Source organism: Pseudomonas sp. A014 (assembly GCF_052378495.1).
Taxonomy (GTDB): domain Bacteria; phylum Pseudomonadota; class Gammaproteobacteria; order Pseudomonadales; family Pseudomonadaceae; genus Aquipseudomonas; species Aquipseudomonas machongensis.
In genome coordinates this window covers 2,508,171-2,532,289 of sequence record NZ_CP199001.1, presented here as the reverse complement: position 1 = coordinate 2,532,289, position 24,119 = coordinate 2,508,171, and the positions used below count along the sequence as shown (strand labels likewise).

Annotated in this window: 24 protein-coding genes; 4 read left to right on the top strand and 20 right to left on the bottom strand. The window is 57.3% G+C overall.

Annotated elements, in window-relative coordinates; genetic code table 11:
• Positions 1 to 7: 7 nt before the first annotated feature.
• Positions 8 to 451: a DUF421 domain-containing protein gene (locus ACTYOL_RS11545; protein ID WP_063544662.1), complete on the top strand. Its 444-nt coding sequence runs from the start codon at positions 8 to 10 to the stop codon at positions 449 to 451.
• Here the strand turns inward: ACTYOL_RS11545 and ACTYOL_RS11540 are convergent.
• Positions 448 to 588, bottom strand: coding sequence for a hypothetical protein (locus tag ACTYOL_RS11540; RefSeq protein ID WP_444757957.1), 141 nt, complete (start codon positions 586 to 588; stop codon positions 448 to 450). The genes ACTYOL_RS11545 and ACTYOL_RS11540 overlap by 4 nt on opposite strands.
• Before the next feature lie 376 nt (positions 589 to 964).
• On the opposite strand from ACTYOL_RS11540, the gene ACTYOL_RS11535 reads away from it, so the two are divergent.
• On the top strand, positions 965 to 1,429 hold the full coding sequence (locus tag ACTYOL_RS11535) for a hemerythrin domain-containing protein (protein ID WP_054893723.1): 465 nt from the start codon (positions 965 to 967) through the stop codon (positions 1,427 to 1,429).
• Positions 1,430 to 1,544: 115 nt separating this feature from the next.
• Here the strand turns inward: ACTYOL_RS11535 and ACTYOL_RS11530 are convergent, their stop codons facing one another.
• The 8 genes from ACTYOL_RS11530 to ACTYOL_RS11495 form a co-directional block, all read right to left on the bottom strand.
• Positions 1,545 to 1,940 (bottom strand): hypothetical protein, encoded by a 396-nt coding sequence (locus ACTYOL_RS11530; RefSeq protein WP_153774687.1) that lies wholly within the window; start codon positions 1,938 to 1,940, stop codon positions 1,545 to 1,547.
• Positions 1,937 to 2,527 carry a hypothetical protein gene (locus ACTYOL_RS11525; RefSeq protein WP_054893721.1) on the bottom strand — a complete coding sequence of 197 codons (591 nt, stop codon included), beginning with the start codon at positions 2,525 to 2,527 and terminating at the stop codon, positions 1,937 to 1,939. The genes ACTYOL_RS11530 and ACTYOL_RS11525 overlap by 4 nt, the downstream gene beginning before the upstream one ends.
• Positions 2,528 to 2,864: 337 nt before the next feature.
• On the bottom strand, positions 2,865 to 4,088 hold the full coding sequence (locus ACTYOL_RS11520; protein WP_200602573.1) for an MFS transporter: 1,224 nt from the start codon (positions 4,086 to 4,088) through the stop codon (positions 2,865 to 2,867).
• Between the two features lie 95 nt (positions 4,089 to 4,183).
• Positions 4,184 to 5,041, bottom strand: coding sequence for a LysR family transcriptional regulator (locus ACTYOL_RS11515; protein ID WP_200602574.1), 858 nt, complete (start codon positions 5,039 to 5,041; stop codon positions 4,184 to 4,186).
• Positions 5,042 to 5,225: 184 nt separating this feature from the next.
• Positions 5,226 to 5,441 carry an MliC family protein gene (locus tag ACTYOL_RS11510; protein WP_444758147.1) on the bottom strand — a complete coding sequence of 72 codons (216 nt, stop codon included), beginning with the start codon at positions 5,439 to 5,441 and terminating at the stop codon, positions 5,226 to 5,228.
• A gap of 238 nt (positions 5,442 to 5,679) precedes the next feature.
• Complete coding sequence (locus ACTYOL_RS11505; protein ID WP_444757956.1) at positions 5,680 to 8,598, bottom strand: S8 family serine peptidase; 2,919 nt, start codon at positions 8,596 to 8,598, stop codon at positions 5,680 to 5,682.
• A gap of 168 nt (positions 8,599 to 8,766) precedes the next feature.
• The gene (locus tag ACTYOL_RS11500; RefSeq protein ID WP_200602648.1) at positions 8,767 to 9,420 is read right to left on the bottom strand and encodes a glycosyltransferase family 25 protein; all 654 of its coding nucleotides are present in this window, start codon (positions 9,418 to 9,420) and stop codon (positions 8,767 to 8,769) included.
• A gap of 249 nt (positions 9,421 to 9,669) precedes the next feature.
• Positions 9,670 to 10,863, bottom strand: a complete 1,194-nt coding sequence (locus ACTYOL_RS11495) for a D-alanyl-D-alanine carboxypeptidase family protein (RefSeq protein WP_444757955.1) — start codon at positions 10,861 to 10,863, stop codon at positions 9,670 to 9,672.
• A 284-nt stretch (positions 10,864 to 11,147) separates the two neighbouring features.
• On the opposite strand from ACTYOL_RS11495, the gene ACTYOL_RS11490 reads away from it, so the two are divergent.
• A complete protein-coding gene (locus ACTYOL_RS11490) occupies positions 11,148 to 11,531 on the top strand; it encodes a DUF4398 domain-containing protein (RefSeq protein WP_200602578.1) in 384 nt (127 codons plus the stop codon).
• Positions 11,532 to 11,570: 39 nt separating this feature from the next.
• Positions 11,571 to 12,359 carry an OmpA family protein gene (locus ACTYOL_RS11485; protein WP_444757954.1) on the top strand — a complete coding sequence of 263 codons (789 nt, stop codon included), beginning with the start codon at positions 11,571 to 11,573 and terminating at the stop codon, positions 12,357 to 12,359.
• Between the two features lie 55 nt (positions 12,360 to 12,414).
• On the opposite strand, the gene ACTYOL_RS11480 is transcribed toward ACTYOL_RS11485, so the two are convergent.
• The 11 genes from ACTYOL_RS11480 to cprA form a co-directional block, all read right to left on the bottom strand.
• Positions 12,415 to 13,098 (bottom strand): glycosyltransferase family 25 protein, encoded by a 684-nt coding sequence (locus tag ACTYOL_RS11480; RefSeq protein ID WP_444757953.1) that lies wholly within the window; start codon positions 13,096 to 13,098, stop codon positions 12,415 to 12,417.
• Between the two features lie 186 nt (positions 13,099 to 13,284).
• The gene (locus tag ACTYOL_RS11475; protein WP_444757952.1) at positions 13,285 to 14,238 is read right to left on the bottom strand and encodes a retropepsin-like aspartic protease; all 954 of its coding nucleotides are present in this window, start codon (positions 14,236 to 14,238) and stop codon (positions 13,285 to 13,287) included.
• A gap of 33 nt (positions 14,239 to 14,271) precedes the next feature.
• Positions 14,272 to 15,975 carry a peptidoglycan D,D-transpeptidase FtsI family protein gene (locus ACTYOL_RS11470; RefSeq protein ID WP_444757951.1) on the bottom strand — a complete coding sequence of 568 codons (1,704 nt, stop codon included), beginning with the start codon at positions 15,973 to 15,975 and terminating at the stop codon, positions 14,272 to 14,274.
• On the bottom strand, positions 15,972 to 16,430 hold the full coding sequence (locus ACTYOL_RS11465) for a peptidoglycan-binding domain-containing protein (protein ID WP_444757950.1): 459 nt from the start codon (positions 16,428 to 16,430) through the stop codon (positions 15,972 to 15,974). The genes ACTYOL_RS11470 and ACTYOL_RS11465 overlap by 4 nt, the downstream gene beginning before the upstream one ends.
• Positions 16,427 to 16,915: an OmpA family protein gene (locus ACTYOL_RS11460; RefSeq protein ID WP_444757949.1), complete on the bottom strand. Its 489-nt coding sequence runs from the start codon at positions 16,913 to 16,915 to the stop codon at positions 16,427 to 16,429. The genes ACTYOL_RS11465 and ACTYOL_RS11460 overlap by 4 nt, the downstream gene beginning before the upstream one ends.
• Before the next feature lie 49 nt (positions 16,916 to 16,964).
• Positions 16,965 to 17,906, bottom strand: coding sequence for a DNA-binding transcriptional regulator DsdC (dsdC, locus tag ACTYOL_RS11455; RefSeq protein ID WP_200602583.1), 942 nt, complete (start codon positions 17,904 to 17,906; stop codon positions 16,965 to 16,967).
• Between the two features lie 234 nt (positions 17,907 to 18,140).
• Positions 18,141 to 19,331, bottom strand: a complete 1,191-nt coding sequence (locus ACTYOL_RS11450; RefSeq protein ID WP_444757948.1) for an aspartyl protease family protein — start codon at positions 19,329 to 19,331, stop codon at positions 18,141 to 18,143.
• Positions 19,332 to 19,358: 27 nt separating this feature from the next.
• The gene (locus ACTYOL_RS11445) at positions 19,359 to 19,592 is read right to left on the bottom strand and encodes a hypothetical protein (RefSeq protein WP_200602585.1); all 234 of its coding nucleotides are present in this window, start codon (positions 19,590 to 19,592) and stop codon (positions 19,359 to 19,361) included.
• Between the two features lie 119 nt (positions 19,593 to 19,711).
• Positions 19,712 to 22,045: an ATP-binding protein gene (locus ACTYOL_RS11440; RefSeq protein ID WP_444758146.1), complete on the bottom strand. Its 2,334-nt coding sequence runs from the start codon at positions 22,043 to 22,045 to the stop codon at positions 19,712 to 19,714.
• Positions 22,046 to 22,068: 23 nt separating this feature from the next.
• Positions 22,069 to 22,761 (bottom strand): response regulator transcription factor, encoded by a 693-nt coding sequence (locus ACTYOL_RS11435; RefSeq protein WP_200602587.1) that lies wholly within the window; start codon positions 22,759 to 22,761, stop codon positions 22,069 to 22,071.
• Between the two features lie 139 nt (positions 22,762 to 22,900).
• A complete protein-coding gene (cprA, locus tag ACTYOL_RS11430) occupies positions 22,901 to 24,052 on the bottom strand; it encodes a cationic peptide resistance protein CprA (protein WP_442797090.1) in 1,152 nt (383 codons plus the stop codon).
• Positions 24,053 to 24,119: the final 67 nt, after the last annotated feature.

Here is a 24,119-nt window from a genome sequence, read left to right as displayed (position 1 = left end):
GTGCGTCATGGATTCGATCCTACGCGCAGCTGGGATGTACCTGGCCCTTATGCTGGTATTCCGCGTAGCCGGACGACGCTCTCTGGCCGACCTGACTACCTTCGACTTCGTCTTGCTGCTGATTATTGGAGAGGCGACTCAACAGGCGCTGCTGGGTGAGGATTTTTCGTTCACCAACGCCATGCTGGTGATTGCTACGCTGATCGTCCTCGACGTAGGGCTGTCGTTGGCGAAGCTCAACTCCAAGCCCTTGGCGCGGCTTCTGGATGGGCACGCTACCCTGGTCGTCGAAAACGGGCGCTTTCTGCATCACCGAATGCGCCGCGCACGCCTCACGGAAGACGACATTCTTGAGTCGGCGCGGGATAGCCAGGGTATCGAGAACATCGAGCAGGTGAAATTTGCCATCGTGGAGCGAAACGGCAAGATCTCGATCATTCCAGCCGACTAAAGCACCCATATCGCCTGGGCATGATCGATGCTGGGAACGGGCATCCTGTCGCGATGGGACATCAGCCATTCGCGCATACGCTCGGCATCGAAAATCTGCCCCTCTTCCATCATCATCAGAATGAGTGGATGGGACATCCGGTAACAACCACATCGGGAGCATCGCCGCTCCTCCCAACCGCTGATGCATTCGACGGACTCAGCCTGACCAGCGCAGATTAGACAACTCATGTAAGCCCCCTTTTGTTCTTGTTCAGTTGAGGGTGGGTGAAAGGATCTGGCGCATTCAATGTCTCTCGCATGACATATGATTTCCACGCCACGCCTAAATTCCCTCTACTTGGCAACCCATCACAAGACCTTATCCACCTGGCTGTTAATCGGGCAGCGCTGGTCATCGCTGATCTGTGCCCGGATCGCTGATGCCACCCATCGTGAACGTTGAACCCCGCCGCTTCGCCGTGACTCAACCCCAGGCAAGTTTTGTATTCTCAACCCGTGATGAGGTAACGCCATGAACGCTATCGATTTGCTGATTCAGGATCACAAGCTGGTGAAGAAGCTTCTTGAAGAACTGTCCGCCACCACAGAGCGAGCCGTGAAAAAACGTGCCGAGCTACTGCAGAGAATCGAGCAGGAATTGCAGATTCACACGGCGCTCGAGGAGGAAATCCTCTACCCGGCCATCAAGGAAGCCGGGGGCAAGGAAGAAGCGAAGATGTACTACGAGGCCAAGGAGGAGCACCGCACTGTCGACTCCCTCGTCATCCCTGACCTTCTCGGCACCGACACCGGTACCGTTGAGTTTGCCGGTCGGGTCAAGGTCATGAAAGAGCTGCTGGAGCATCACATCGAGGAAGAAGAAGGCGAGCTCTTCCCGACCGCCAAAAAACTCCTTGGCAAAGACATGCTGGAACAGCTCGGGCAAACCATGGAAACCCAGAAAAAGTTGCTCAAGGGCGAGCAGCGGGCCGCCTGATGGGGCCATTCCCTGCCAGCCTGATGAAGCTGGCAGGGAATTTCTCATCAAGCTTGTTCCAGGAAGCAGTTGAAACGGCTCAGGCAGCAGGTCTGAGCGGCCCGAGCCAGCTTGCTCAGGCGCTGGGGGTGAGCTTGATGCCACCACAGCGACCCCGAGTCAGCAGGTAGTCCACCTGCCTGGCCCGATTGACCGCCACGCGGATTTCACAGCTGGCCGAGTTGACCACATCGCCCCAATACTCGGTATGCACCAGTTGGCCGTTCTGCGGACCGGTGTAGGTACCCAGCGCTTCACGCGACACATAAGAGGTGTCGCGGCGATAGATCAGCACCACCCAGTCCTTCTCCGGTGCCAGCGCGATCTCGCTGGGTGTACCGAAGTGATCGACTGCCTGGGCCACCGGGCGGTTCTTCCAGTAACTGCGGGCCTGGGCTTCGGGCAGGGTCGGAATGGCAGAGCAGCCGCCGAGCAGCAGTGCGGTGATCATCAGCGAGAGCAGTGTTTTCATCGCACCACCTCCTTGGCAGGTGCATTCCGGGCGGGCATCTGGTCGAAGGCCTGATCGACCATCTTCAGGATGAGGTCCCTGCCATGCTCTCGGTTACGCAACTGGAACAGGCCTGGAGCGGTCGCCACCATCTGGGTGGGCAGCATCTTGCCCATCGGAATCATGAACTTGGCCTGGCGCTGGCTTGGCTGGCAAAGAAAGTCACGGCTCTGCGCCAACCACGTCTCGGGCTTCTTCTGCCACTGAGTGGAGACCTTCACCGGCCGGATATCGTTGTAGAACTTGTCGACGTTCTGCGCACCCTTGAGGCGCACACGATTTTTGGCGCAATCGACCTCGACGTCATAGGCGGTCATGGTCGGCTTGGCGCCCTCTTCGTAAAGCCTGAATACCCCAAGCGAACGGATACCGCCCGGGCGCTGGAAGATATTGGCAGGCTCGCCATCGACGACGAAGGCTTCGTTCTTGTACATGCCGCCTTGCTGGTGGATGAGCCAGTAGTCGCCGACCGAGGAAGGTTCGGCTTGTGCAGTAACTGCACCGCAGCAGAGCAATGCCGCAAGCCCGTGCTTGAGGGAAATGGTCATGACGCAACAGTCCTTGTCAGTGTTATCGCCCAGACGCAGCGCATCGGAGGAAGTAGGCATGGAAAGCTAGTTGCCTGACAGGGTTACGTCAAATCAAGTGTCGACGACTGTGAGAGGGAGCACACATGGCTGCGGCGTCAGCATGCCGCTAGCATCACCTCAAGAAGCCACGCAACCAAAGGCACAGAACCCCCACGCCCGGCTCAGCCATCCGCCCTCGGGTACGGCATGCTGCCCGTAAGTACTGCAAGCGTGACCGGGGTCTGCAACCCAATTTCCACGCGACTGGTCATATCCTTCCAGACCTTGATGGAATCCAAATATCTCGACGCTTGCTCTACTTGCCACGACATTTATTAGGCTCTATCTCAAGCTGCCCGGTGCTAGTGTGGCTTCGCCAGTGGACATGGATAAGGGCCAAGCATCCCAAGGATCCGATGATGGCTACCAATGTCGTGATACCCGTGGACAATCCGAAGAAGTCGATCAAGTAGCCGGTGACCACTGGAATTGTTCCAGCTGGAATGTACCCACCCATATTGAAAATCGCATTGGCTTCAGCCCTCCGCTCGCTGCGGACATTGTCTGCGATAAGTGTGAGGCCACCCAATTGGCCTAGCCCTTGTCCTGCTCCGGCGAAGAGGGCTGAAGCAATCAGCCAGGACACAGAGTTCATTTCCATGGCGATCCAGACGCTACTCATCGACGCAATCGTGGCCGCCCCGCTAATGATGAAGATCGTGCGATGGCCAAATCGTTTGGCTGCGAACTGGACACCTACCGCGACAATGAACATGAAGAATGCCATGCAGCCGGTAATCAACGGACTGCTCATTCCCATGAACGTGGCGATCAGCTTCGGGCCCAAGGAAAGGATGAACGAAGTAGATGTGAGGCCGGGCCCAAAGAAAGCGATGCCCAGCAGCACGATACCTACGCTCTCTTTCGGAACGGTTGGTAAGCGCAGCTTGAACGAACCAACCCCCAGCTTGCGGTTTTTTTGGCCTAAAAGAGCAAAAAACGCCAGGCAAAGAAGAGCGATCTCAATCTCAAAGACCGTGTGAATGGGAGTGGCGAAATACTGCGCGACGATGCCAGCCAGTAACGGCCCTGCACCTGCACCGGTAACCATCGCCACAGACGCCATCAACGAAGCAAAGTGCTTTCGGTGCGGTTGAGCGTGCTCAACGACGTTGGCCATACCTCCGGATACCACCAATCCAACAGATATACCGGTGAGGAAGCGAGCCGCCATGAGGGCACCAATGCTTTCCGCCTGGTGGAACAGGATAGCGCCGATGATTGCCAAGCCGATGCAGGGCAGCAGCAGAGCTTTGCGTCCGTAGTGGTCGGATAGCTGTCCTGCCACCGTCAGAGTGAACAGCAGTCCGATGATGTAGCAGGCGAAAATCACGGCCAGGGTTCCAGACGTAAAGCCTAAGGTCTGCTGCCAGATGCTGTAGAGCGGAGTAGCGGCGTTGGAGAGGATAAAAATCGCGGTGACGATCCATGCTGTTCGATACACAGCGAGTGTCCCCTGTTGGGGTGTTGTGCTGTTCATGAGCGAGGTCTCTCTGGTAACTGGTTGCGGGCCAGATTAATCAGAGGACTGATGGACGCCCATTCGCTGGAGGCGCAAACGGGGTGTGAAAAAATTCACATTGATGTGGTTTTTGCCAAGCCTTCAATGAGGAAGTCGAGTACCACTCTGATCTTCACTGAGTTTCGCAAGTCCTCGTGAAAAGCGAGCCAAATTGGAAGCTCAAGGGCAGGGATATCCTTGTCAGCTCTCACAAGCCCATACTCGGCAGCCAAGAAGTGCGGCAGGTAAACCACTCCCGCTCCCCCAACTGCTGCGAGTGCCTGGATCCGCAAGTCGTTGCTGGTCACCGAAAGCTCCCGACCATCGAGATGATCCATAAGCCATCTCTGCTGTGTTGACTCCACCATGCTTTGGTCATAGCCAATGAACTCGAAGTATTCAGGAGATCGCTTCGCCAAGTAGGCCTCGCTTGCACAAGGGTAAAAGCACAATGTTCCCAGGTTTTTGGCAACAACACTTCGCTCTTCAGGTCGATTGAAAGTGATCGCGATATCCGTTTCTTTTCTCGCCAAGGACGCAGTCGATTTTGCTCCCACCAACCTGATCTGAAGTCGAGGATGACGCTCACGTAGCTCCCCCAATCTGCGAGCGACCAGAGTGCCTAGGTAGGCAGGAGGCGCTGACAAAACGACCTCACCTTCCACTCGACACTCCTCGCCATCGACAAAGCGTTCCAGCGCGAACGATGCCGACTCCATCAGCGCTGCATACTCGCCCACTCGGAGGCCGTCCTCGGTGAGTGCGTACATGCGCGCTCTCCGGTCGACAAGCTTCATGTTCAATGCGGTTTCGAGGGCAGAGATCCTTCTTGCAACCGTGGCATGCTCGACACCTAAAGACCGAGCTGCTGCTGCCAATGATCCTTCTCGAACGAAAGCGATAAAATATCGGAGGCTTTCCCAATCAAACATAGCGACTCAATAGATAGTTGATCAACAGTCATGAATGTATCAGCACCCACTCAACTAGGGCAATGTCAAGACTTGCAAAGCACAGGGTTGGCGATTTTCTAGGAAAACTCCGAACACGTTGCCCATCAGCCGGAAATGGGTGGCTTAGGGATGCCGAAAAGGTGCTGACTTGATCGGAGAACCCCTAAAGTACAGCAGTGCATTTACGAACTCCTTGCCCACTCAATTTCAGTAACGCTTCAACTTCGCCCTCCGTCCATAAACTGTTCCCTTTTCCGTCGGAATATTTGGCCCCTGAAGCTGTGCGCTCTTCTTCCAGAGTGAAAAGTTTGCCACCGACGAAAACGTTTGCAGCGTCCTCTCCAATGAAGGTTACATCCACCTCCATGCCTTCACACATGTAAGCGGCCTTATCTTGAGCCGCCAATGACGCACTAATGTCTTTTCGTTCATTGCCACTATCATTACAGGCAGATAGGGCCAAGCAGGCCATACTCGCACCGATCACTAAAGGAAGTTGTTTTAGTCACATACTACAGCACCCCCGATAACCGAGAGCACATCATCAATATGTATATCATGCCCTCCAAAAGCCGCACGAGCAGTTGAAGCGCACGTCAAGAACGATATATCTTGCATCAGAACTCGTAACTTAATTTAAGCGTAGCTCCAGCACTGTTTCCGATCTTTTCTCCGAGGGTTTCTTTGAGCGCCAAACTCGCGTGTACACTTCCGTGACGCGCACGCACGGCCAAGCCTGCACTTAAAAGGTCGCGAGACTGTTCGGCCGAGTTCTGTTTCACCTCAATGCCTTCAAGGGTAGCGGTGCTGCTTGCCCCTCGTGAACTCAAAGAACGGTGGTAGCCAAGGTTAAGCTCAGGCTCGACTGACCAACTGCCCATGGGTATGCCGCGCCCAATACTCAGTTCAACGGTAGCGAAGGTAGCATCCTTACTCGCTTTGTTCACGCCCAGCGCCAGCTCGCTGTTCTTTTCTCGCCTATCGCTCCATTGTGTATGTGTTGCCACCAACCCGACCCTGGGCTCGATACGCCAGTCTGCATACCGCTGCTGGTACCCAACGTTGATGCTCGCATGATAGAGCTGGCCATTGCTGTCCCCTTTTGCACTCGTGAACCCGGTCAGATCCCTTTTACTCTTAGCATCAAAATAACCGGCCCCGAGGATACCGCTCAGGTAGGGGCCTTGCTGCAGGCTGTCGAAAGCATGAATGAAACCGACAGAAAGCTGAGTGATATCAAATTCAACTTTTCCACCAGCGCTGCTCACGCGCCCTTTGGTCTGGGCTAACGTAGCCCCACCTTGATTTCGCTCATCGAATTTTTGGATGATGCCAATTGCGACGCCGTCGCTTCGCTCCCTGCTGTTACTGGCACTCGAGCCACCCTCATTGCGCTGTCCAGAGGTGAGGCCTTGCATCCACAATCGAGTCGTCTGGCCAGGAGAGACATTGGAAAGTTCGGAAGACATTGCATTGCTTACTGCGATAGGTTGCCGACTCAAGTACGCTAAACTGTCGGCATAGACCTGACCCCCCGCGTTGCGAGGCAGGTCGTCGAGATAGCCTCTCGATAAAGTGCTTTGAAGCCATTCGTTATAATCCCCCGCACGCAGCGCGATAGGTCGATCTCGTAACGCGTTTAGCGCACTTGCAGTTCTCGCCGTATTTCCTCTCAAGTCTTTTTGGCCGGGCAGCTCTGTCGATGCCAAAATCAAATCGACAGCGTGCTGGCGGAATCTCAGGTCATATCGCATGCCTCGCTCGGCGAGTCCCGGGGCTTGTTGCAAGCTATCGAAGCCTGCGCCGTAACCTGCACCTTGGCTCGCAACGATGAGCGGTTGTACGGTTCCAACGCTATGGGTAGGCCCAGCGGTGAGCTGAATTCGACCGCCGAGATTAGCGAATGCCGCTGGCCCTTCAAGGCGGATTGCCGCATTTTGACTGTCCGTGGTCCTGAGGGTACTGGTAGTCGACAGTTCCAGCGAGCGAGTGAAGGATAGTGCGCTGACCTCTCGTTCCACTACGAGCGTACCCTCCAATCTGGTAGGTGCATTCACCTGGCCCCTGCCGCGCAATTCACCACTTTCAGCGACCGTCAGTCCTGGGCCCGTCAACGCCCCATTCACGACCAGCCGCCCACTGCGAACATGACTGGTTGTAGAGAACTGGTTGGTACCGTCAAGCGCCAACTCGCCCTGCTCTACAGCTACACCAGAAAAACGGTTGTTGCCTGCAAGGGTCAAAGCACCTGCACCGCTTTTGGTAAGCGTGCCACCAGACGTTATGTCGTTACTCCAGACATCACGATTACTCCAGCGAAGCGCGCTAGGGTTCATCGTCACGGTTTGATCGGCAAAAAGCATCGCGGGCCCCTTGATTGCTTTTCCCAGGTTTAAAAGCCCCCAACCGAATTCGTTGTCTACACCAGGACTGCCAAGATCCGACGCCGTCGTCAGCAACGTCATTCTTACCTGCGCCATACTCAGATAAGGAAACCGCTCAGCAATCAATGCTGCACCTGAACTCACCAGCGGAGTTGAAAAAGAGGTTCCACTACTCGGCTCATAAACATACTCGACATCACGCTCGCCGCTCACGCTCGCGCCCACCACATACAGGTCGCCTGGAGCTGCCAAGCACCAGCCTCTTGAAACACCGCACTCATTTGAATAGTCCGTCAACCTTCCGTCTGCCCCAACTGCAACCACGCTCAGAAAGCCACTCTCCAGCTCTGGCCTATATCGAGGCAATGTCGCGAGCAACCCAGGTTGAACGTTACTTTCGTTACCTGCAGCGAATGTGAATAGGCGCCCACTTTTCACGCCACTGACGAGTTCGTCAATGAAGGGGTGCTTAGCGGCGGGGTCTATTCTTGAGTACGCCAGATCGACCGATTCGGGCGTCTCGCCAATAGTGTCATCATTATAACTATTGCTGATTATTCTAATCGAGGGTGCCTTCTGCTGAAGTGTGGACAGTGCGCCGTAAAAGTATTCCTCTTTTCCGGGCGTCAGCAAGGAGGATGGGGGTTCTTCTGCATTGTCATCCGACTCATCCTCGTCTTCATCCACTTCTCCCACCTCTGTTTGGAATAGTCGAGACTCAGGCGCAACGCCACCTACAAATGTGAACTCACCAAGGCTTTCTGTGCGCGATGCGATAATTCCACTAACACTCGCCCCATGACTTTCAATCGTGGGCAGTCCGGTTTTCTTGTCTGTACCAAACTTCGGAATTGAGAGATCCGAGTCAAACGCCATGTCATTGATGATGGTACGGTTGATCAGTGGTCGAATATCCAGCCCGAAAAAAGCAGGGTGCTGCGGAAGAAACCCGCGATCAATGACACCTACGTCGACTCCGCGGCCGAAAAGCTTTAGGTCGCGAGCAGCAGGTACGCCAACATAATCCTGCTCCCACCCACTATAGTTATTCGCTGCATTTGCGTGGCTCGGTAATGCGGCCAGCAGGGGGGCCAAGGCGAACTGCGTTAACGATTTTGTGTTGAGGGTGCATCTTCTCAGGGACGGCTTCATTGTACGTTCTCACGAAAGTATAGAAAATCAAGTCAAGAGTGGCGCCAGCATTACTTCCGAAAATGCCCATGTCTGGCCAGGTAGTCATGACCCTGCCAAGTTGAATACGGTGCCAGCGAGATTTCCGAAATACCGCCGCTTGTCGACATCCACGCAACGTCACCCGACTTAAAAGTCAAGCCGCAATAGTGTGCGCCAGAAGTTTTTAATGGGCGAACGCCAGTGCTTTCGCCAATTGTTTTCCCACCATTCGTCTTCGTTTTTGATCACGCCCTCGATGTCACTGCTCGCCTGGGTAGCGGAATGCTGACGGAACATCATCGGAAATACGCAGTGTTGCCGGATCCGCTGTTTGAACATCACGTCCACAGGGACACCGTCATAGGGAGTTTTTGCCAAAATCTCACAGCCCGCTCGCGAAAGCACATAGGCATGAAGAGCGACTACGCGCCCTCTCGCGATGAAGGGGCACCACGTCAGCCACGTTCGACCCATGCTGTAACCCAGGTGCAAGGATTCGAAGCGTCGCGTGCGCATGAAACGATTTATCCACGCGACACGACCCGCCTTGAAGTCGTAGGATTTCGCGTCATCCTCAAAGATGAGAATCCTGTCGAGACCTTCATCGAGCGCTTGTTGGGCAAGTCTCTGATGAGACAAATAACAGCCGCGCTGTGGGTTGCTGTCCTTTTGCGCGATGTGGAAGATCACTTGCTGGCCGAGTCGCTCACCGATCCCGCGCCTGAATAACTCTCGCCTGTCGCTTCGCACGTCGAGCGAAATGCAATAAACAGCGTCAACATCAAATTTAATTTTACTCAGCATTCCAACCACCCGACTCAACTGGCTGGAAATATTGGAGCTGCACCCACCCTCCAATATATAGGAGGATTCTTATATCGCCCCTCGCTCAAGCTAGCGCCGTCCGTATAGCCGAGGCCGCCAGGTCGAAAACATGAGTATTAGCTGCGAAACACCAACGAGTTGCCTTACAGCATTGGGGCAGATCACGCCTCGCCTACGGTGACCCGTCGCGTACACGACCCCGGCATTAACAACATTCCACGAGCCTCACTCCAACAAGCCGCGCAACCAAAGGCACAGGCTCCCCCAAGTCCGGCTCAACCATCCGCCCTCGGGTACGGCATGCTGCGCGATGATCGGCTCGGCTCTGATCAGGCCGCCCAGCAGACTCCAACGCACCACACCTACCTGCTGACCCTGCTCGACCGGCGCGATGATCGGCTCGAAATACTCCACCTCGCTCCTCAGGCCCGCCTGCTGTCCGGTAGGTACTGAAAGCGTGACCGGCGCCTGCAATCCAATTTCCACGTGACTGGTCATGCCCTTCCAAACCTTGATGGGATCGAAAGATGTCACGGCTTGCTCTGCCTGCACCTGCTCGAAGGCGCGATAGCCCCAACTGATCAGGCCCGCCGCTTCTTCGGCCCTGCGCTTTTCATTCTCGGCCCCCAGCAGCACCAGCAGCATGCCGCGCTCATGCGTGGCATCGACTCGCCGCTGTGCAGTCGCCACCAGACAGTAACCTGCTGCCGCTGTGTAGCCCGTCTTCATGCCCGTCACGCTCGGATCGCTGAACAGCAATGGATTACGATTCTTGCGATTGGCCGTCGGCGTTCCGGGATAGTGATATTCCTTGATCGCGAAATAGTGCGCATATTCAGGAAATCCGTTCACCAACGTCAGCGCCAAGGCACCCAGGTCGACGGCGCTGCTGAGGTGGCCCTCTTCAGGCAGGCCAGCAGGGTTCATGAAATGGGTATCGAGCATACCCAGGCGTTGCGCCTCGGCATTCATCATGATCACGAACTGATCGACAGTACCGCCCACCACCTCAGCCAATACATAGGCCGCGTCGTTGCCTGATTGCACCAGAAGGCCTTTGATCAGATCGTCCAAGGTGACCTCCATGCCGGCGTGAAGGTACATGGTCGTGCCCGATTGTTTCCAGGCAGAACCACTGATGAACACCTTTTGCTGCAGGTCGATGTGCTGGGCACGCAACGCCTTGAATACCAGCAGCGCCGTCATCAATTTGGTGGTGGAGGCGGGTTCGAATCGCCGATTCCCGTCTTTTTGCGCGAGCACCTGTTTCGCATCGGGGTCAATCAATACATAAGCCTTTGCAGACACATTAGCGCCGCCGGCAAGTACCGCCTGACTCAGGATCAACAGCGTGGCGCTGCAGGCGGCCATACTCAGGTGGTTGCGAAAACGCGCCGTGGGTGTCACGCAAGACTTCATCAGGTCTCCAGATTATCGAACAGGGCATGGATGCACCCGATAAAAACCCAAACAACAGTAATTTGCCAAATGATCGCTCATCATCGATAGCGTGATGCCTGCGCATCCGACAATGCCTTAACCACCATCACGCCAAGCATGAGCAAATATCACGTATTTACCCGCTAACACGCAGTACTTATAGTTTTTGCGCAAGATGAACTTCAGCAATCCCGAACAACTACAACTTACGGCACGCATGATTCCTCTGCACACATTGAACTCTCGTAAAGGAATAATTCGCCATGATAAAGCCCTATGTACTTATCGGCAGGCAGCGCACATTGATATTGGCATTGGGATATTGCGCCCTGCTCACAGGTTGCGCCAGCGACTCACCGAGCGCCCAGTACGCTGTCGCCCAGTCCCAGGTGGACGCCGCCGTCGGCGCAGGGGGTACCGAGTTTGCCGCCATCGAGATGCGCGCGGCCCAGGACAAGCTCAAGCAGGCCGCAATCGCCATGCACGCTGCTGACAACAGCGAGGCCCGCAGGCTTGCCGAGCAAGCTGAATGGGACGCCAGGGTAGCAGAGCGCAAAGCCCAGGCCGCCAAGGCTGTGAAGGCGGCAAGCGACGCCAAGCGCGGTGCCCAGGACGTCCTCGGCGAGGCCATGCGCAGCGCCCGTTAAACAGCGCCCTATCTATTGTGTTTGAAAGGAACTGCATTCATGCAAAAGACCATCTTGATCCCCGCCCTGCTGACACTGGGCGCTATCGCTGGCTGCTCGCACGCGCCCAACGCTCAATTGGAGCAGGCACGTGTGAACCTCGCCACGCTGCAGAGCGATCCGCAGGCAAGCCAGGTCGCCGCCGTCGAGACCAAGGAGGCCGAGCAAGCTCTGGACCAGGCTGACCTGGCCTACCTCGATGGAGAAGACGAACAGAAAGTCAGTCACCTGGCCTATCTGGGTAACCAGCGGGTAGAGGTTGCAAGGCAGACAGTGACACTGCGTGTTGCTGAAGCAGACCTGAGGAATGCCAGCGCCCTGCGTGCTCAGGCCAAACTCGAAGCCCGCGAGGTGCAGATTCGAAAGCTGCGCGAAAGTCTCAATGCCAAGCAGACAAGACGCGGCACCGTGGTCACCTTCGGTGATGTGCTGTTCGCCTTTGATAAGGCTTCGCTCAGGACCAGTGCCCACGCCAACATCGAGCGTCTCGCGCAGTACCTGAATGAAAATCCCGAGCGCAAGGTGATCGTTGAAGGCTTCACCGACAGCAAAGGCCCTGCGCCTTACAACCTGAAGCTCTCCGATCGCCGGGCCACCAGCGTCCAGGCAGCCTTGGTGCGCGCAGGGGTCGACCCACGGCGCATTGTGGTCAGGGGTTACGGTGAGGATTTCCCGGTAGCGGACAACGCCGATAGCACTGGCCGTGCGCAAAACCGTCGCGTGGAAGTCACCATTTCCAATGACGACCAACCAGTCAAGGCTCGTCACCTCTCACCTACACACTTCTGAAAGCCAGCCCGATAATGGTCCAGGCGCTGTCGTCGACAGCGCCTGGGCCATTGGCCTACATATCCCGATACAGCATCGTCTTGCCGATATTCTTAAGCACCTGAATGTATTGCCTTCGCCAGTTGGCTTTCCAGAAGGCGTCATCGGGATAGGTTCCATCCAGTGAGCGAGAGGTGACGATGTCGCTGGGGGCCAGGTTTTCCGACTGCTGCTGACTTAACATCGGGAACGCCATGAACGCCTTGAATCGCTTCGAGAAAACCTTGTCAATCGCCTCCCCCGCATAGGGGGCATGACTCACCAGGCGTTCACAACCCGCGCGGGACAAGATGTATGCATGCGTACCCTTGGCACGGACCCGTGCGATTCCCCGACACCAGGTAAGCCAGACCTTGCCAAGGTTGGCGCCCAAGTAGAAAAGCTCTGGCTCATGGCGGCTCAGAAACGCGTTTATTTGGGACACCTGAGTCAACTTGAACGGCACCAGCGTCGCATCGTCTTCCAGAATAAGCACTCGCTGGTAACCCCGCTTCAACGCTAACTGGGCGCAGGCTGCATGAGAAGTAAAACAGCCTCGTTCCGGGCATTCACTGTCACGTTCTACCAGCAGGAATTCGATCGGTAATTGGCTGCAGGCAAACTCGCTGTTGAAGAGCGACCGACGATCTGAACGCTCCCGGATACTGATACAGAAAACCCCATCGACTTCCAAGTTGCCGAGGTCCGTAGTTTTGAACATAGCGCTTACTTCCTGATATCGCGCACATCATGAATAAACGGCGACGCGCTGAACGCCGAATCTGGGTTCGTCGATTTTCTGAAACATCAAGGCATCCTGTATTTAGGATGCCTCCGAAAAGAGCGTGAATAATCAGGGCGCAATGCGCGCAGAGCATGCACCGTGGATAGGCTGCTCTATCGATATCTACAACCGTCGAGCGGTGGCGCGTGTGTTGAAGCAGAACAGCATGTCGGACGGCAGCAAGGCATAGCGATCGAACCGCGCCAGAAAGTCCATGCCGACCCCCTGTTCGTCATCGGTAGAGGTGGCGAAGAGCACCTCACCCACGGGCCAGTCGTCCATCTCCAGCCCGTCCACCCGAAAGTCCGCCCAGAGTTTGGCATTCAGAGGTACGGTCATCCCGCCTTCGATGGCTAGATCCGTCACCCGGCCACCCAGGCTCCTGAGCTTTTCAGCCGCTTGCTCCGGCAGCGAGTTTTCCTCGAGAAGCGTGTTCAATTGCAGCGGTACAGGTTGTCCTGAATAGTTGAACCAGAGCGTCGGGGAGTTGCCGTGACTGTCGCTGTAGCCGCTGCAGTGGTCATAGTCGGAGAGCGACGGCGTGCCTTGGGCGATGAGCAACGTCTGCTCGAGGTTGTCGACGATCCAGTTGAAACGCCTGAAGGTATCCATCCCCAGAAGACCATCGATTCGCACGCCCATGATCGGCTCATAGGCAGAAAGATCCAAGGTCAGCCACGGATCACTTCCAATGACCGTCTGCGTACCAATCTGCAATGGCAAGGGATGAGCGACGCCAAGCCGGTCGCTACCGAGAGTGGCTCTGATGGTCGTTACGCCCTCACGGTAGATTTCCGGTATCTCGCTCGGGGCCATAGCCAAGACCACGTCATCTGCAAGCCGCTGGTCGAGGATGGTGAAATTCGAACCCGTCGCCAGCAGGAATCTGTAACGTTGACCGCCGATGGTCACTGGCACGACCAGTCCGTTCCGGGTCTCGACCTTCAACACAGGCTTGAGCGCCAGATCTACCCGATCACGCGAGTCGCCGGGCTGGTTGCAGCCTGTCGCCATGAATGCGAGCAGAGCAAGCAGGAAGTTGGTCTTGACGCTGCCGCCAGGGGCGATCGTCGGCATGGTTACCTCCGTTGAGTACATGATTGGGCTTCATTACTGCACCGCTGGCCGCAAGCCATCGCCAGGGACATTGTTCAACCGCAGCGCCGCGGCCATGATCCGGCTGAATACGGGAGCCGCCACCAGGCCACCGTAATAGCCACGCTTGCTGGGTTCGTCGATGACCACGACCACCACGAAGCGAGGTGCACTTGCCGGAGCGAATCCGGCGAAGATGCCTTGGTAGGCATTGGCTCGATAGCCACGAGCATCGGCGGCGGTCTTCCGGGCGGTGCCGCTCTTTCCGGCTACCTGATAGCCAGGGACTCGCGCGCGAAAGGTGCCACCATTGGCCTCCACCACACGCGTCAGCATCTGGGTGATCGCTTTGGCCACATCGGCAGGTAACACCTGCGCACTGCCCTGCGATGGCTGCCGGGCCACAAGCGTCGGTTCCACCAACTGCCCTTCGTTGGCCAGCGTTGCGTATGCCCTCGCCAGCTGGACCGCGGTGACCGACAGGCCATAGCCATAAGACAGCGTGGCGGTTTCTGCAGGGTTCCAGACCCGATACGCAGGCAGGACTCCGGCCCGTTCGCCCGGAAAACCCAATTGCGTATCGACGCCAAAGCCGACCCTGCTCAGCAAGGAATGGACCCGCTCTCCACCGATATCGAAGGCGATCTTGCTCATGCCGACGTTGCTCGAGCGCAACAAGACATCGCTCAAGCCCAGGACCCTGCCCTGCCTTCTTGATACATCGCGCACGGTATAACGGCCGATCTTGAGCGTACCGTCACCTACGTCCACGGTATCCGTAGGCTTCCAGCGGCCACTTTCGAGCGCTGCCGCCATGGCGAATGGCTTTACCGACGACGCCGGCTCGAAGACATCGGTCAGTGCACGATTGCGCATGGCCTCACGGGGCAACGATGCGCGATTGTTCGGGTTGTAGGTCGGCAAGCTCACCAGCGCCAGCAACTCACCGGAGCGGATGTCCATTACCACAGCGGAGCCGGCCATTGCGGCCTCTTGTTCGATTCCACGCTTGAGTTCGCGAAAGGCCCAATACTGCAGACGCATGTCGATCGATAGCTTCAGCGTCTGGCCAGGCCGCGCGGGACGTACGGTACCAAGATCGCTACTGAGATTGCCCTTGCGGTTCTTGATCACCTGGCGGATGCCTGGCACGCCTTGAAGCGCGCTATCGAATGCCAGCTCGACACCTTCGATGCCCTGATCGTTATCATCGGTGAAGCCGGTGATGTGCGCGGCTGTCGCGCCGGCCGGATAGAAGCGCTGGGACTCTTCCAGCCCGGCGACACCCTGAATGCCCGCGTTCTTCAGGCTGTCCAGTAGTCGCTGGGCCTCATCAGGAGGCAGGCGTCTGCGCAAGTAGACGAACGCCTTTTTTGCATTGTCGTCCAACTGCCGGTTCAGCTTCGCCGGGTCCATGTCCAACAGCCTGGCGAGTTCCGGCCAGCGTGTACGCTGCGATTGCAGCATCCGCGGGTCCGCCCAGAGCGTGGTGACCTGCGTGCTGACCGCTAGCGGCTGGTCCCTGCGATCGGTGATCACGCCTCTGGACGCCGGCAACTGGAGATGCCGCAGGCTTCTGGAGTCGCCCTGCTGGATCAGGAAGGCGCTGCCCGAGACCTGTAACTGGAACAGCCTGACGCACAAGACTGCCGACAGCAGCACCACCAACGCGACCGCAACGCGGAACCGCCAGGGGCTCGAAGCTTGCGCAGGTCTCATGGCGTTGTCGAGCTGCTGCTGAGCGACTGAGCGCTATCCGGCGTGGCGGGCGCTTCCTTGTGGTGCAACAACCACGCAGGTACCGGGATCCCCAGATGAGTCAGGGTAGGTGCATTGATTGCACCCGTGGCGGCCAAACCGTTGTCACGCTGATAGCGGTAGAGCGCTTGTTGCGTTGCACTGCCGACACACCCATCGAGCGGCTGCCGATAGTAGACTTGCTCGGCGAGCATACGTTGCAGATCGCGCGTCACCCGTGTACCCAACGCTGCAAAGGCATGCCCGTCCAGGCGCTCGCAGACCTCGCTCAACGCAGGGGCCTGCTCTTTCAGCCCGGGACCGGCAGCGTCCTGCTCTGGCATGACGGCCTGACGCAGCGACACGACCACGGTGTACATGAGTACAAGGATCAACAGCCCGGTGCACGCCGACCCCGCAGTGACAACCGGTCTCATTGGCATGCCACTCCCCGGCCCGGTTCGGACCACATCACGCCCACACGTCTGTTTACCTGCTGGTGACGCTCATCTGGCCGGGTTTCGATAGGCAGGCGATTACCGACCGCCCGTGTGACGATCTGCTGAGCCTGCACCCCCTGCTTGAGCAAGACATACCTGACCATCTGCACCCTGGCACGCGATATCGCCACGCTGGGCTCGTACTGCTCGAACTGATCGGCGTGGCCTCTGATGCACACCCGCTGACCTGGGTTTTGCGCCAGTTGCCAACCCAAGGCTTGCAGGTCGTACAGATCGTCCTGGCTCAAAGTGGCCTGGTCGGACTCGAAGTACAGAAAGTGATCTCCCCCTTCCACCACGTCGGTAGCTGCACGAGGCTTGTCACCTGCATGAAGTGCGGAGGACTTGGGCGCAGATTGCCCGGACATGACCGAAAGGCTCGCCACGACCAGCGCAAGTGCCAGGATATTTTCTGAAGCCATGGGTCTACCTCCGTCTGGATCGAATTCGAGGAAAGGTTCGGCTGGCCACTCACGCAAAGGCATGCTGCTTCAACCAGTCGACCAGCACTTCCATGCGCCTTGGCAGCGGATCCAAGGGTGGATGCACCAAGTAGTAGGCGTAATCGTTGGCCGGCTGGAAACTGCCCCAGGGCGCTATCAGTTCACCGCGGGACAAAGCGGCCTTGACCAACTGTTCGCGGCCTACCGCTACACCCGCGTGATTGATTGCCGCGAGCATGCACAGGTCGGAACGGTCGAAAGTCAGGAACCGCGAGCTCAACGGGGCCTCGCTGCCCACCGCCTTGAGCCACAGTTGCCACTCGGCGTCGAAAGACGAGTTGTGCCAGGCGGCGCAGTCATGGATCAGGGTGCAGCGCTGCAGTTCGTCCATCCGCCCATCCAGGCCATGACGTCGGGCATATTCGGGGCTGCAGACCGGCGCAATGCGCTCGGCCATGATTCGGCTGCTCACAAGCCCTGGGTAATCACCGTCGGAGTAACACAGCACGAGATCGACGCTTCGGGTGCGATAGTCGACCCGCTCGTTACCCACGCGGATATCCAGCTGCACATCAGGGTATTGCTCTACGAAGCCCGCGAGCCTTGGGATCAGCCAGCACTGCACGATGGAAGGACGCACATACAGGCTCAGTTGCCCACGCACCTGTTCATCGGCGCGTGACTGCATGGCCTGGTCTAGCGCATCCATGGTGTTCTGCATGATCTGGTAGAACCGCTCGCCGTCGGCCGTCAGGCTTACCTGGCGGGGCAACCGATGAAACAGCTTCAGCTTCAGCCCTTCTTCCAGTCGGGCAATCCGATGGCTTACAGCGCTTGCGGTCAGGAACAATTCATCGGCTGCCTTGGAAAAACTCAGGTGCCGGGCGGCAATCAGAAAGGTATGCAGATTGGCCAGGTGTGCACCCTGTACCCTTGGTAAACCAGTATCTTTTCGAATCAGGTAATTCATTAACCGCTCACGACTCATTGACTGTTGCGCGACACTGCGCTGGTAATAACTCACCGACGTTATTATCGGTGCCGCACCTGGGGTTACTGTCTCCTCGGGGCGGGCTGCGTCACCTGGATCGGGATTGCACACGCCCCACGATAAGCACTCACGTATTACATGGGCAAATGATCCGTGGTCAGGTAACTGTTAAAAAATTTTCAGTTGTCCTGCCAATGCCCACACGCCCAGGGGTTATAAGTCGACCTGCACAACCTGATGATTACGAAGAATGTGCAACTTGAGTTTCCCGGGCGGGGTCGTCTTCAATAGAGTTCTCACCGCCTCTATTTGACGTGGCGGATAAGCATGACCATTGATCTGCTTGATCACATCACCGTTGAGCAGTCCCGACTCCCTCAACTGCTCAAGCGTGTTGTAATCAAGCGTAATCTGTCCCTCTCGGGCTTTTATCCGCACATCACGGTAGACCAGGGGCAAGGGATCAACCGGCTTAAGCCCGCTGTAGCAAAACATCATCTTCGAAGGAATGAAGGCATAACGACTGAATCGACTCAATACATCCATACCGGCGCCGTATCGCTCTGGCGTTTCGTGCACCTCCATCATGCCCAGCGGCTGGTTTTTGAGGGTGACGGCATTGACCACATAACGCGACACTTCTGCGACACCGTCGGCGTTGACGACAACGTCCATACCCGGGTTTACCTGGAGAGCGCCCTTCTCGGTGCTCAGGTGATCGATAAGTTCCTTGGCGATATAGCTCGTCGACGCGCCGGTATCGAAAGGCATGAAGACCTGCTGCTCGCCCATACCCAACAGAATTCCTGGCTGAGAACCGAACTGGTCGGAGTAGCCGATGCACTCATCGAACGCAGCCACTTCAAGCGGACGCTGAGTAATCTGGATGACCTTTTTTTCGTTGGATACCTCCCAACTGAACTGCCTGAACGTGTCTACACCCAGTAGCCCGCTGACCTGCACGCCAATCGCCTCACTGAGCGAGGATAGGTCCGTAGCCACCCAGACATCCTGGCCTACCAGCGAGAATGGCCCTAGTTTCAGAGCGACAGGCTCGACAAGATCGAACCGGGCAGGATCCACCGAGCCGCGGGTACCCTGAAGCTTGGGGAGGTCCTGATACACGGTCTTGTCGACAAGTTTACGGGTGTCCAATGGCACTGTAACTTGACGAGCCAACTGCCTATCCAGGAGCACCACCGAGGCGCCGCTGTCGAGGAGAAAGTTGTAATACTTGCCGGCAATCTGCACGCTGACCAGGGGCGCAGTCTCGAATGGCTGATCGTAACTATCGCTTGATGACGGCACGCCTTGATCAGGGTGCGAGAAGTGCAACCATTCCGTGCAGAGCAGCAAGAAGATCAGTGCACTTGTAAACAGAAAGAGTTTTTTATACCAGATCACGTTGCGTTGCCCCGACAAATGGTTGGATTAGTTTGAGTGCTTGCGGCGTTTCTTGGCGTTCTCCGCATCCCGTACCGAACGGTCGAACCGTTCACCGGCATGTTCGCGCTCACTGCGCATGTCATCACGCTCGGCTTGATAACAAACATCCCGGCTTACACCGTGGGCCTGGCATTCATCCAATCGTTGATCCAGTGTTTTACAACCACTGCACAATGCCACGAGTGCAATCGCCATCCCCTTGGAAACTGTGATCTTCATCAATGACCTCTTTTCGTACACTCAGTTAATCAAATTGCGCGCGCACGCGCTCGCCCGGCCAATAATGGCCAGCGTCAAATCCGCGATGGGTTGGAACGGTGTATTGTTTTTTGAAAGTGTCAGCGGGCGATCTTTTCCGCCAGTACCTTGCGAAGCTGCATCACGTCATTGCCGGCCTGCTCGAAACGCTCTACTTGCACATGAGACTGAAGATCTTTAAGACAAAGAATCATCCTGGGGTAACCGAGTACCGCACAGGCACCAAGCAATCGATGAGCGCGATAAAGCGCTGCTTCCTTGTCGTGGCCCTCGATCGCCGCATCCAGTGCGTCCACGTCGATCTGCAGCGAATCGGCTGCTGCCTGCAGAGTACCGGCCGACAGAGCGTCCTCGAACGCTTCGGCGATGTGCATGTCAGCCCATAGCGCGAGCGTGTCCCTGAGCTTGCCCAGCCTTATCGGCTTGCCCAGCACGCCATTCATCCCCGCGTCGAAACAGGCGATGGTATGTGCCGCGTCGTTCTGCGCCGACACTGCGACGATAGGTGTTGGCGTCGCGCCGTTCACCACCTCTGCCTGTCGCCAGCGACGAGCTACCTCGTAGCCGGTGATGTCCGGCAGTTGGCAATCGAGCAGCACGATATCGAAGCGGTTCTGCTCAAGTGCCAGCAACGCATCGCCCCCGGTTTGTGCAAGCATCGAGTGACAACCCAGAACCTCCAGCTGTGCTTGCAACACGATCTGGTTGGCGGGCGTGTCCTCCACCAGCAGAACTTGCAAAGCCTGCTCGACTTGACGCATTTCGAATGCGCCTGCTTCGGGAACTGTTTGTGCAGCATGATGCGTTGCGGGCTCATGAAGCTCACAGGGGATCACCACCGTGGCCACTGTGCCCTTGCCAGGCTCGCTCGACAGCCCGATCGACCCGCCCATCAGCTCGCACAGTTGGCGGCAGATCAACAGACCCAGTCCGGTACCCCCAGAGCGGTGGCTGGCGGAACCCGAGGCTTGTGTGTAGGGTTCGAACAGTTTTTCCAGACTATGGGAATCGATGCCGATACCCGTATCGATGACCTGGATCCGCAACTCGCCCATCCTCGGTGATGAAGCCTCGGTATTCAGCCCGACCGTCACCTTCACGCCACCGGCCGCCGTGAATTTGATCGCATTACTGATCAGGTTCTGCAGAATCTGCTCCATGCGTACCTTGTCCAGCATCAGCCACTGCTGGATGTCAGATGCCTGTACCAACTCCAGCGTCAGCCCTTGCTCACGCGCCTTTACAGCGAGCAAGTCGACCACCGAACCTATCAGGCGCATGACGTCCACCGGCGCAGGGTCAAGCTGCAGGCGCCCAGCTTCCAGCTTTGAAACGTCAAGCACATCATTGAGCAGATACAGCAAGTTTTCCGACCCGCTTCTGGCCAGGTCCAGCAGACGGCGCGATTCGGCTGAAAGCTCTTCGCCGCGCCCCAGCAACTCGATGGACGCAATGATGGCGTTCATCGGTGTACGTATTTCATGCGTCAGTACTGCAATGAACATCTTTTTCTCACTTTCACTGCGGATCGCCTCGCGCCGTTCCTTACGGGCATGCAAGGCGAAGAAGAGGATCAGCAGAAGGCTGACGACAAGCATTCCCAGGATTGGCCCGTAATAGCTGAACATCACCCTGAGCGTCGGCGCACCGTAGGTAGCGTAATCGAAGCTGCGCTCCTGCATTTCATAGGCGCGCTCGGCACTGACCGAAGCGAGCGCCTTGTCGATGATCCCGTGAAGAATCACCAGGTCGCGACGGACCCCCATCGTCAGCTCTATCGGAAGGCTGGCGATACCGCCTGATACCTGCAGCAACCCACCGTACTTCCTGCGCAGGTAAGGCAGCATCGTCTGCCCCACGCCCATGGCCGCATCGGCCCGTCCCTCTATCACTGCGATCAGGGCGTCTTCGGGGGTGCGGGTCGCCAGTATGGTTATTCCCGGATATAGCGCGCGGACCCTGGCCTCGTATTCACCACCGCCCTTGACCGCGACCACTCGCCCTTCGAGTTGCTTGACATCGAAGACCATCGAATTGTCTTCGAGCGCGACAATGAAGGTAATGCCGATGTAGTACGTACGAGTTTCGCTGACCAGTGCGGCAAAAGCCGGCTGGGCAAAATCACGCACTAGCGACGACACCAAATCCACTTCACGCCGTTCGAGCAGGCCGGCCACGGTGGACCAGTCACCACTTGGTACCGGGACGAAGTGCAGCCCCGTGTTCTGTTCGATGAAGGCGAGCAACTCTCCCGCCAACCCCTTGATTTCCCCATCTTCCATGTACTCGATCGGCATCCAGTGGCGGTCGGCTGCAACCCTGACTACTGGGTTGGCCTGAATCCAGGCCCGCTCCTCCTCACTCAGCCTGAATTTCTGCGCGGCCACTGGCGGTGCCAAGCTCGCCAGAATCACCAAGCTGAGCAGCGCCAGACACCTCAAAAGGCACCCGACTGATGCTTGAGGTTGAACAGCTCGGCATCCGAAGTCACCCCCAGCTTGCGGAAGGCCGACCATTTCTGGGTGCTGATGGTCTTTTCACTGCGTTGGAACTTGCGGGCGATCTCACTGACCGTAAGGCCTGCAAGAAAACACCGAATGACCTCGCTTTCCTTGGCTGACAGCCGCACCCCCTCGACTCGCACCGCACTGCATTCCACCGCGGGCGTCGGTGCTCGCTGCAGGGCCGAATTGACGCTGACCTCCACCAAGCGGTAGGCCATATCCGGGTCGATGTAGGTTTTGCCTCTGGCGACGGTGCGGATGCCGCTGATCATATGCGCCATGTCCTGGGTTTTGCCGACGAACCCGCAGGCGCCCACACGCATGGCCAGGCTTACGATCGCAGGCTCATAGTGCGAAGAGAAGATCAGTACCGCACTAGCGGGAAACCTGGCCATGAGGGCGCGGATCAGTGAAACGCCATCGAGCTCGTTCGGGCTGAGAGTGTAATCGACCAGCAACACATCCGCAGGCGCAGTGCGCAAGCCGGTAATCATCTCCAGGCTGGAGGCGTAGCTGCCCACGACTTGGATATCCGGCTCCTCGCCGATGCGCGCGACCACCCCACAGCGCACCACGGCGTGATCATCGAGCACGGCAACACGTATGACGGTGGAATCAGCGCTCATGTCAGCTCCATCTATGATTGGCACCTGTTTGCATCCCGATGCTTGGGCACCACACCTGAGCGAGCGCCAGGCAAGCGCTCAGCCATTGCCAGGCAATCCTGACTGAAATACTGGCCATACGCCAATACTGCGCAGTTCTTCACTTGAAGTCCCACTGCATCTGCTGCGTGATCGCGACGCCTCTGGACGTTCGAACACAGGCTTCAAGATAGTCGGTAAAACGCGGCGGCGGTGAGATGCCTTCATCCAGCAAACGGCTGTTGTCGAACACGTAGTTGAGATTGGCGAAACCACTGTACAGGCGCAAAGCGCGCATGATCAGACGGGGGTTGCCTGGCCCGATGCGAGACTCGAAGTCGGCCGCCAGCGCCGGCAGATCCTCGACACCCACTTTCTGGTAGCGCTCGCTCACCGGCTGCGTCGTGCAGGCAGCAGCATAGGCCTTGTCTATATCGGAAAACGTGCAGGCAGCGTCCCGGCCTGCGGAGATATGATAGAGGTCATGCCGCAGATGGCGCTTGAGTGCAAGATTGATCAGCGCATCGGCGCAGTAGTCGACCGGGATCACATCGATCTTCTCTTCCAGATCACAGGTGAAGCTTTCCAGGGCCAGCCCCATGCGGAACATCCAGAAGATGCTGCCCGACGGCTGGCATCCCAGGGTGCGGTGCCCGACCACGATCGAAGGCCTGGCCACGACCAGGGGTAGATCAGGCAACTCCTGGCGCATGCGTCGCTCGATTTCGGCCTTCGAAGCGGTATAGGGCACCAGTTGTGCCTCGGCCTGCGGAAAACGCCAGGATTCGCTGACCAGCGAATCGCGATCAGGGCCGCAGCTCATCGCCGTGCCGACATGCACGAAGCGCTTCAGGCGCGGCATGCGACTCATCGCCTTGGCAAAGGCAAAGGTGCCTTCCACGTTCACCGGCCAGATGTTCGGATTATTCGAAAAAGATGCCACGGCCGCGCAGTTGATGACCCGATCGATCGTCATCAACCTTGCTGACTCAGGCTCGAGCCAGGAGGTATCCAGCAGGTCTCCACAAATGACCTGATTGGCGTTGAGCGACATCCGCCCGACTTCACCTACACCGTGCAAGCTCAGATTGGTACGCACACGCTCCAATCCCTGCTCCGGGCTACTTGCCCGAACCAGGAAGCACAATTGGCTGACGTAGCCGTATGCGATCAGCTGAGCGGCCAGCGAACCACCGAGAAATCCGGTTGCACCTGTGATCAACAGGCGTTCACTGATGGCAGCCCGCGTTTTCGCTATAGCATCGATCTGCATGTTCATACACTCCTAACCATCGGCGAGGCAGGCGATTACACACGCCCACCTCGCGGTTCTACGTTGA

Bases quoted from the DNA above. Each gene is read 5' to 3' on its own strand.
- ACTYOL_RS11510 (WP_444758147.1), bottom strand. From the start codon at position 5,441: ATGTGTGAAGGCATGGAGGTGGATGTAACCTTCATTGGAGAGGACGCT.
- ACTYOL_RS11445 (WP_200602585.1), bottom strand. From the start codon at position 19,592: ATGAAGATCACAGTTTCCAAGGGGATGGCGATTGCACTCGTGGCATTG.
- ACTYOL_RS11525 (WP_054893721.1), bottom strand. From the start codon at position 2,527: ATGACCATTTCCCTCAAGCACGGGCTTGCGGCATTGCTCTGCTGCGGT.
- ACTYOL_RS11470 (WP_444757951.1), bottom strand. From the start codon at position 15,975: ATGAGACCTGCGCAAGCTTCGAGCCCCTGGCGGTTCCGCGTTGCGGTC.
- ACTYOL_RS11515 (WP_200602574.1), bottom strand. From the start codon at position 5,041: ATGTTTGATTGGGAAAGCCTCCGATATTTTATCGCTTTCGTTCGAGAA.
- ACTYOL_RS11540 (WP_444757957.1), bottom strand. From the start codon at position 588: ATGTCCCATCCACTCATTCTGATGATGATGGAAGAGGGGCAGATTTTC.
- ACTYOL_RS11495 (WP_444757955.1), bottom strand. From the start codon at position 10,863: ATGAAGTCTTGCGTGACACCCACGGCGCGTTTTCGCAACCACCTGAGT.
- dsdC (WP_200602583.1), bottom strand. From the start codon at position 17,906: ATGAATTACCTGATTCGAAAAGATACTGGTTTACCAAGGGTACAGGGT.
- ACTYOL_RS11475 (WP_444757952.1), bottom strand. From the start codon at position 14,238: ATGCCGACGATCGCCCCTGGCGGCAGCGTCAAGACCAACTTCCTGCTT.
- ACTYOL_RS11505 (WP_444757956.1), bottom strand. From the start codon at position 8,598: ATGAAGCCGTCCCTGAGAAGATGCACCCTCAACACAAAATCGTTAACG.
- cprA (WP_442797090.1), bottom strand. From the start codon at position 24,052: ATGCAGATCGATGCTATAGCGAAAACGCGGGCTGCCATCAGTGAACGC.
- ACTYOL_RS11465 (WP_444757950.1), bottom strand. From the start codon at position 16,430: ATGAGACCGGTTGTCACTGCGGGGTCGGCGTGCACCGGGCTGTTGATC.
- ACTYOL_RS11490 (WP_200602578.1), top strand. From the start codon at position 11,148: ATGATAAAGCCCTATGTACTTATCGGCAGGCAGCGCACATTGATATTG.
- ACTYOL_RS11485 (WP_444757954.1), top strand. From the start codon at position 11,571: ATGCAAAAGACCATCTTGATCCCCGCCCTGCTGACACTGGGCGCTATC.
- ACTYOL_RS11530 (WP_153774687.1), bottom strand. From the start codon at position 1,940: ATGAAAACACTGCTCTCGCTGATGATCACCGCACTGCTGCTCGGCGGC.
- ACTYOL_RS11535 (WP_054893723.1), top strand. From the start codon at position 965: ATGAACGCTATCGATTTGCTGATTCAGGATCACAAGCTGGTGAAGAAG.
- ACTYOL_RS11435 (WP_200602587.1), bottom strand. From the start codon at position 22,761: ATGAGCGCTGATTCCACCGTCATACGTGTTGCCGTGCTCGATGATCAC.
- ACTYOL_RS11520 (WP_200602573.1), bottom strand. From the start codon at position 4,088: ATGAACAGCACAACACCCCAACAGGGGACACTCGCTGTGTATCGAACA.
- ACTYOL_RS11545 (WP_063544662.1), top strand. From the start codon at position 8: ATGGATTCGATCCTACGCGCAGCTGGGATGTACCTGGCCCTTATGCTG.
- ACTYOL_RS11480 (WP_444757953.1), bottom strand. From the start codon at position 13,098: ATGTTCAAAACTACGGACCTCGGCAACTTGGAAGTCGATGGGGTTTTC.
- ACTYOL_RS11460 (WP_444757949.1), bottom strand. From the start codon at position 16,915: ATGGCTTCAGAAAATATCCTGGCACTTGCGCTGGTCGTGGCGAGCCTT.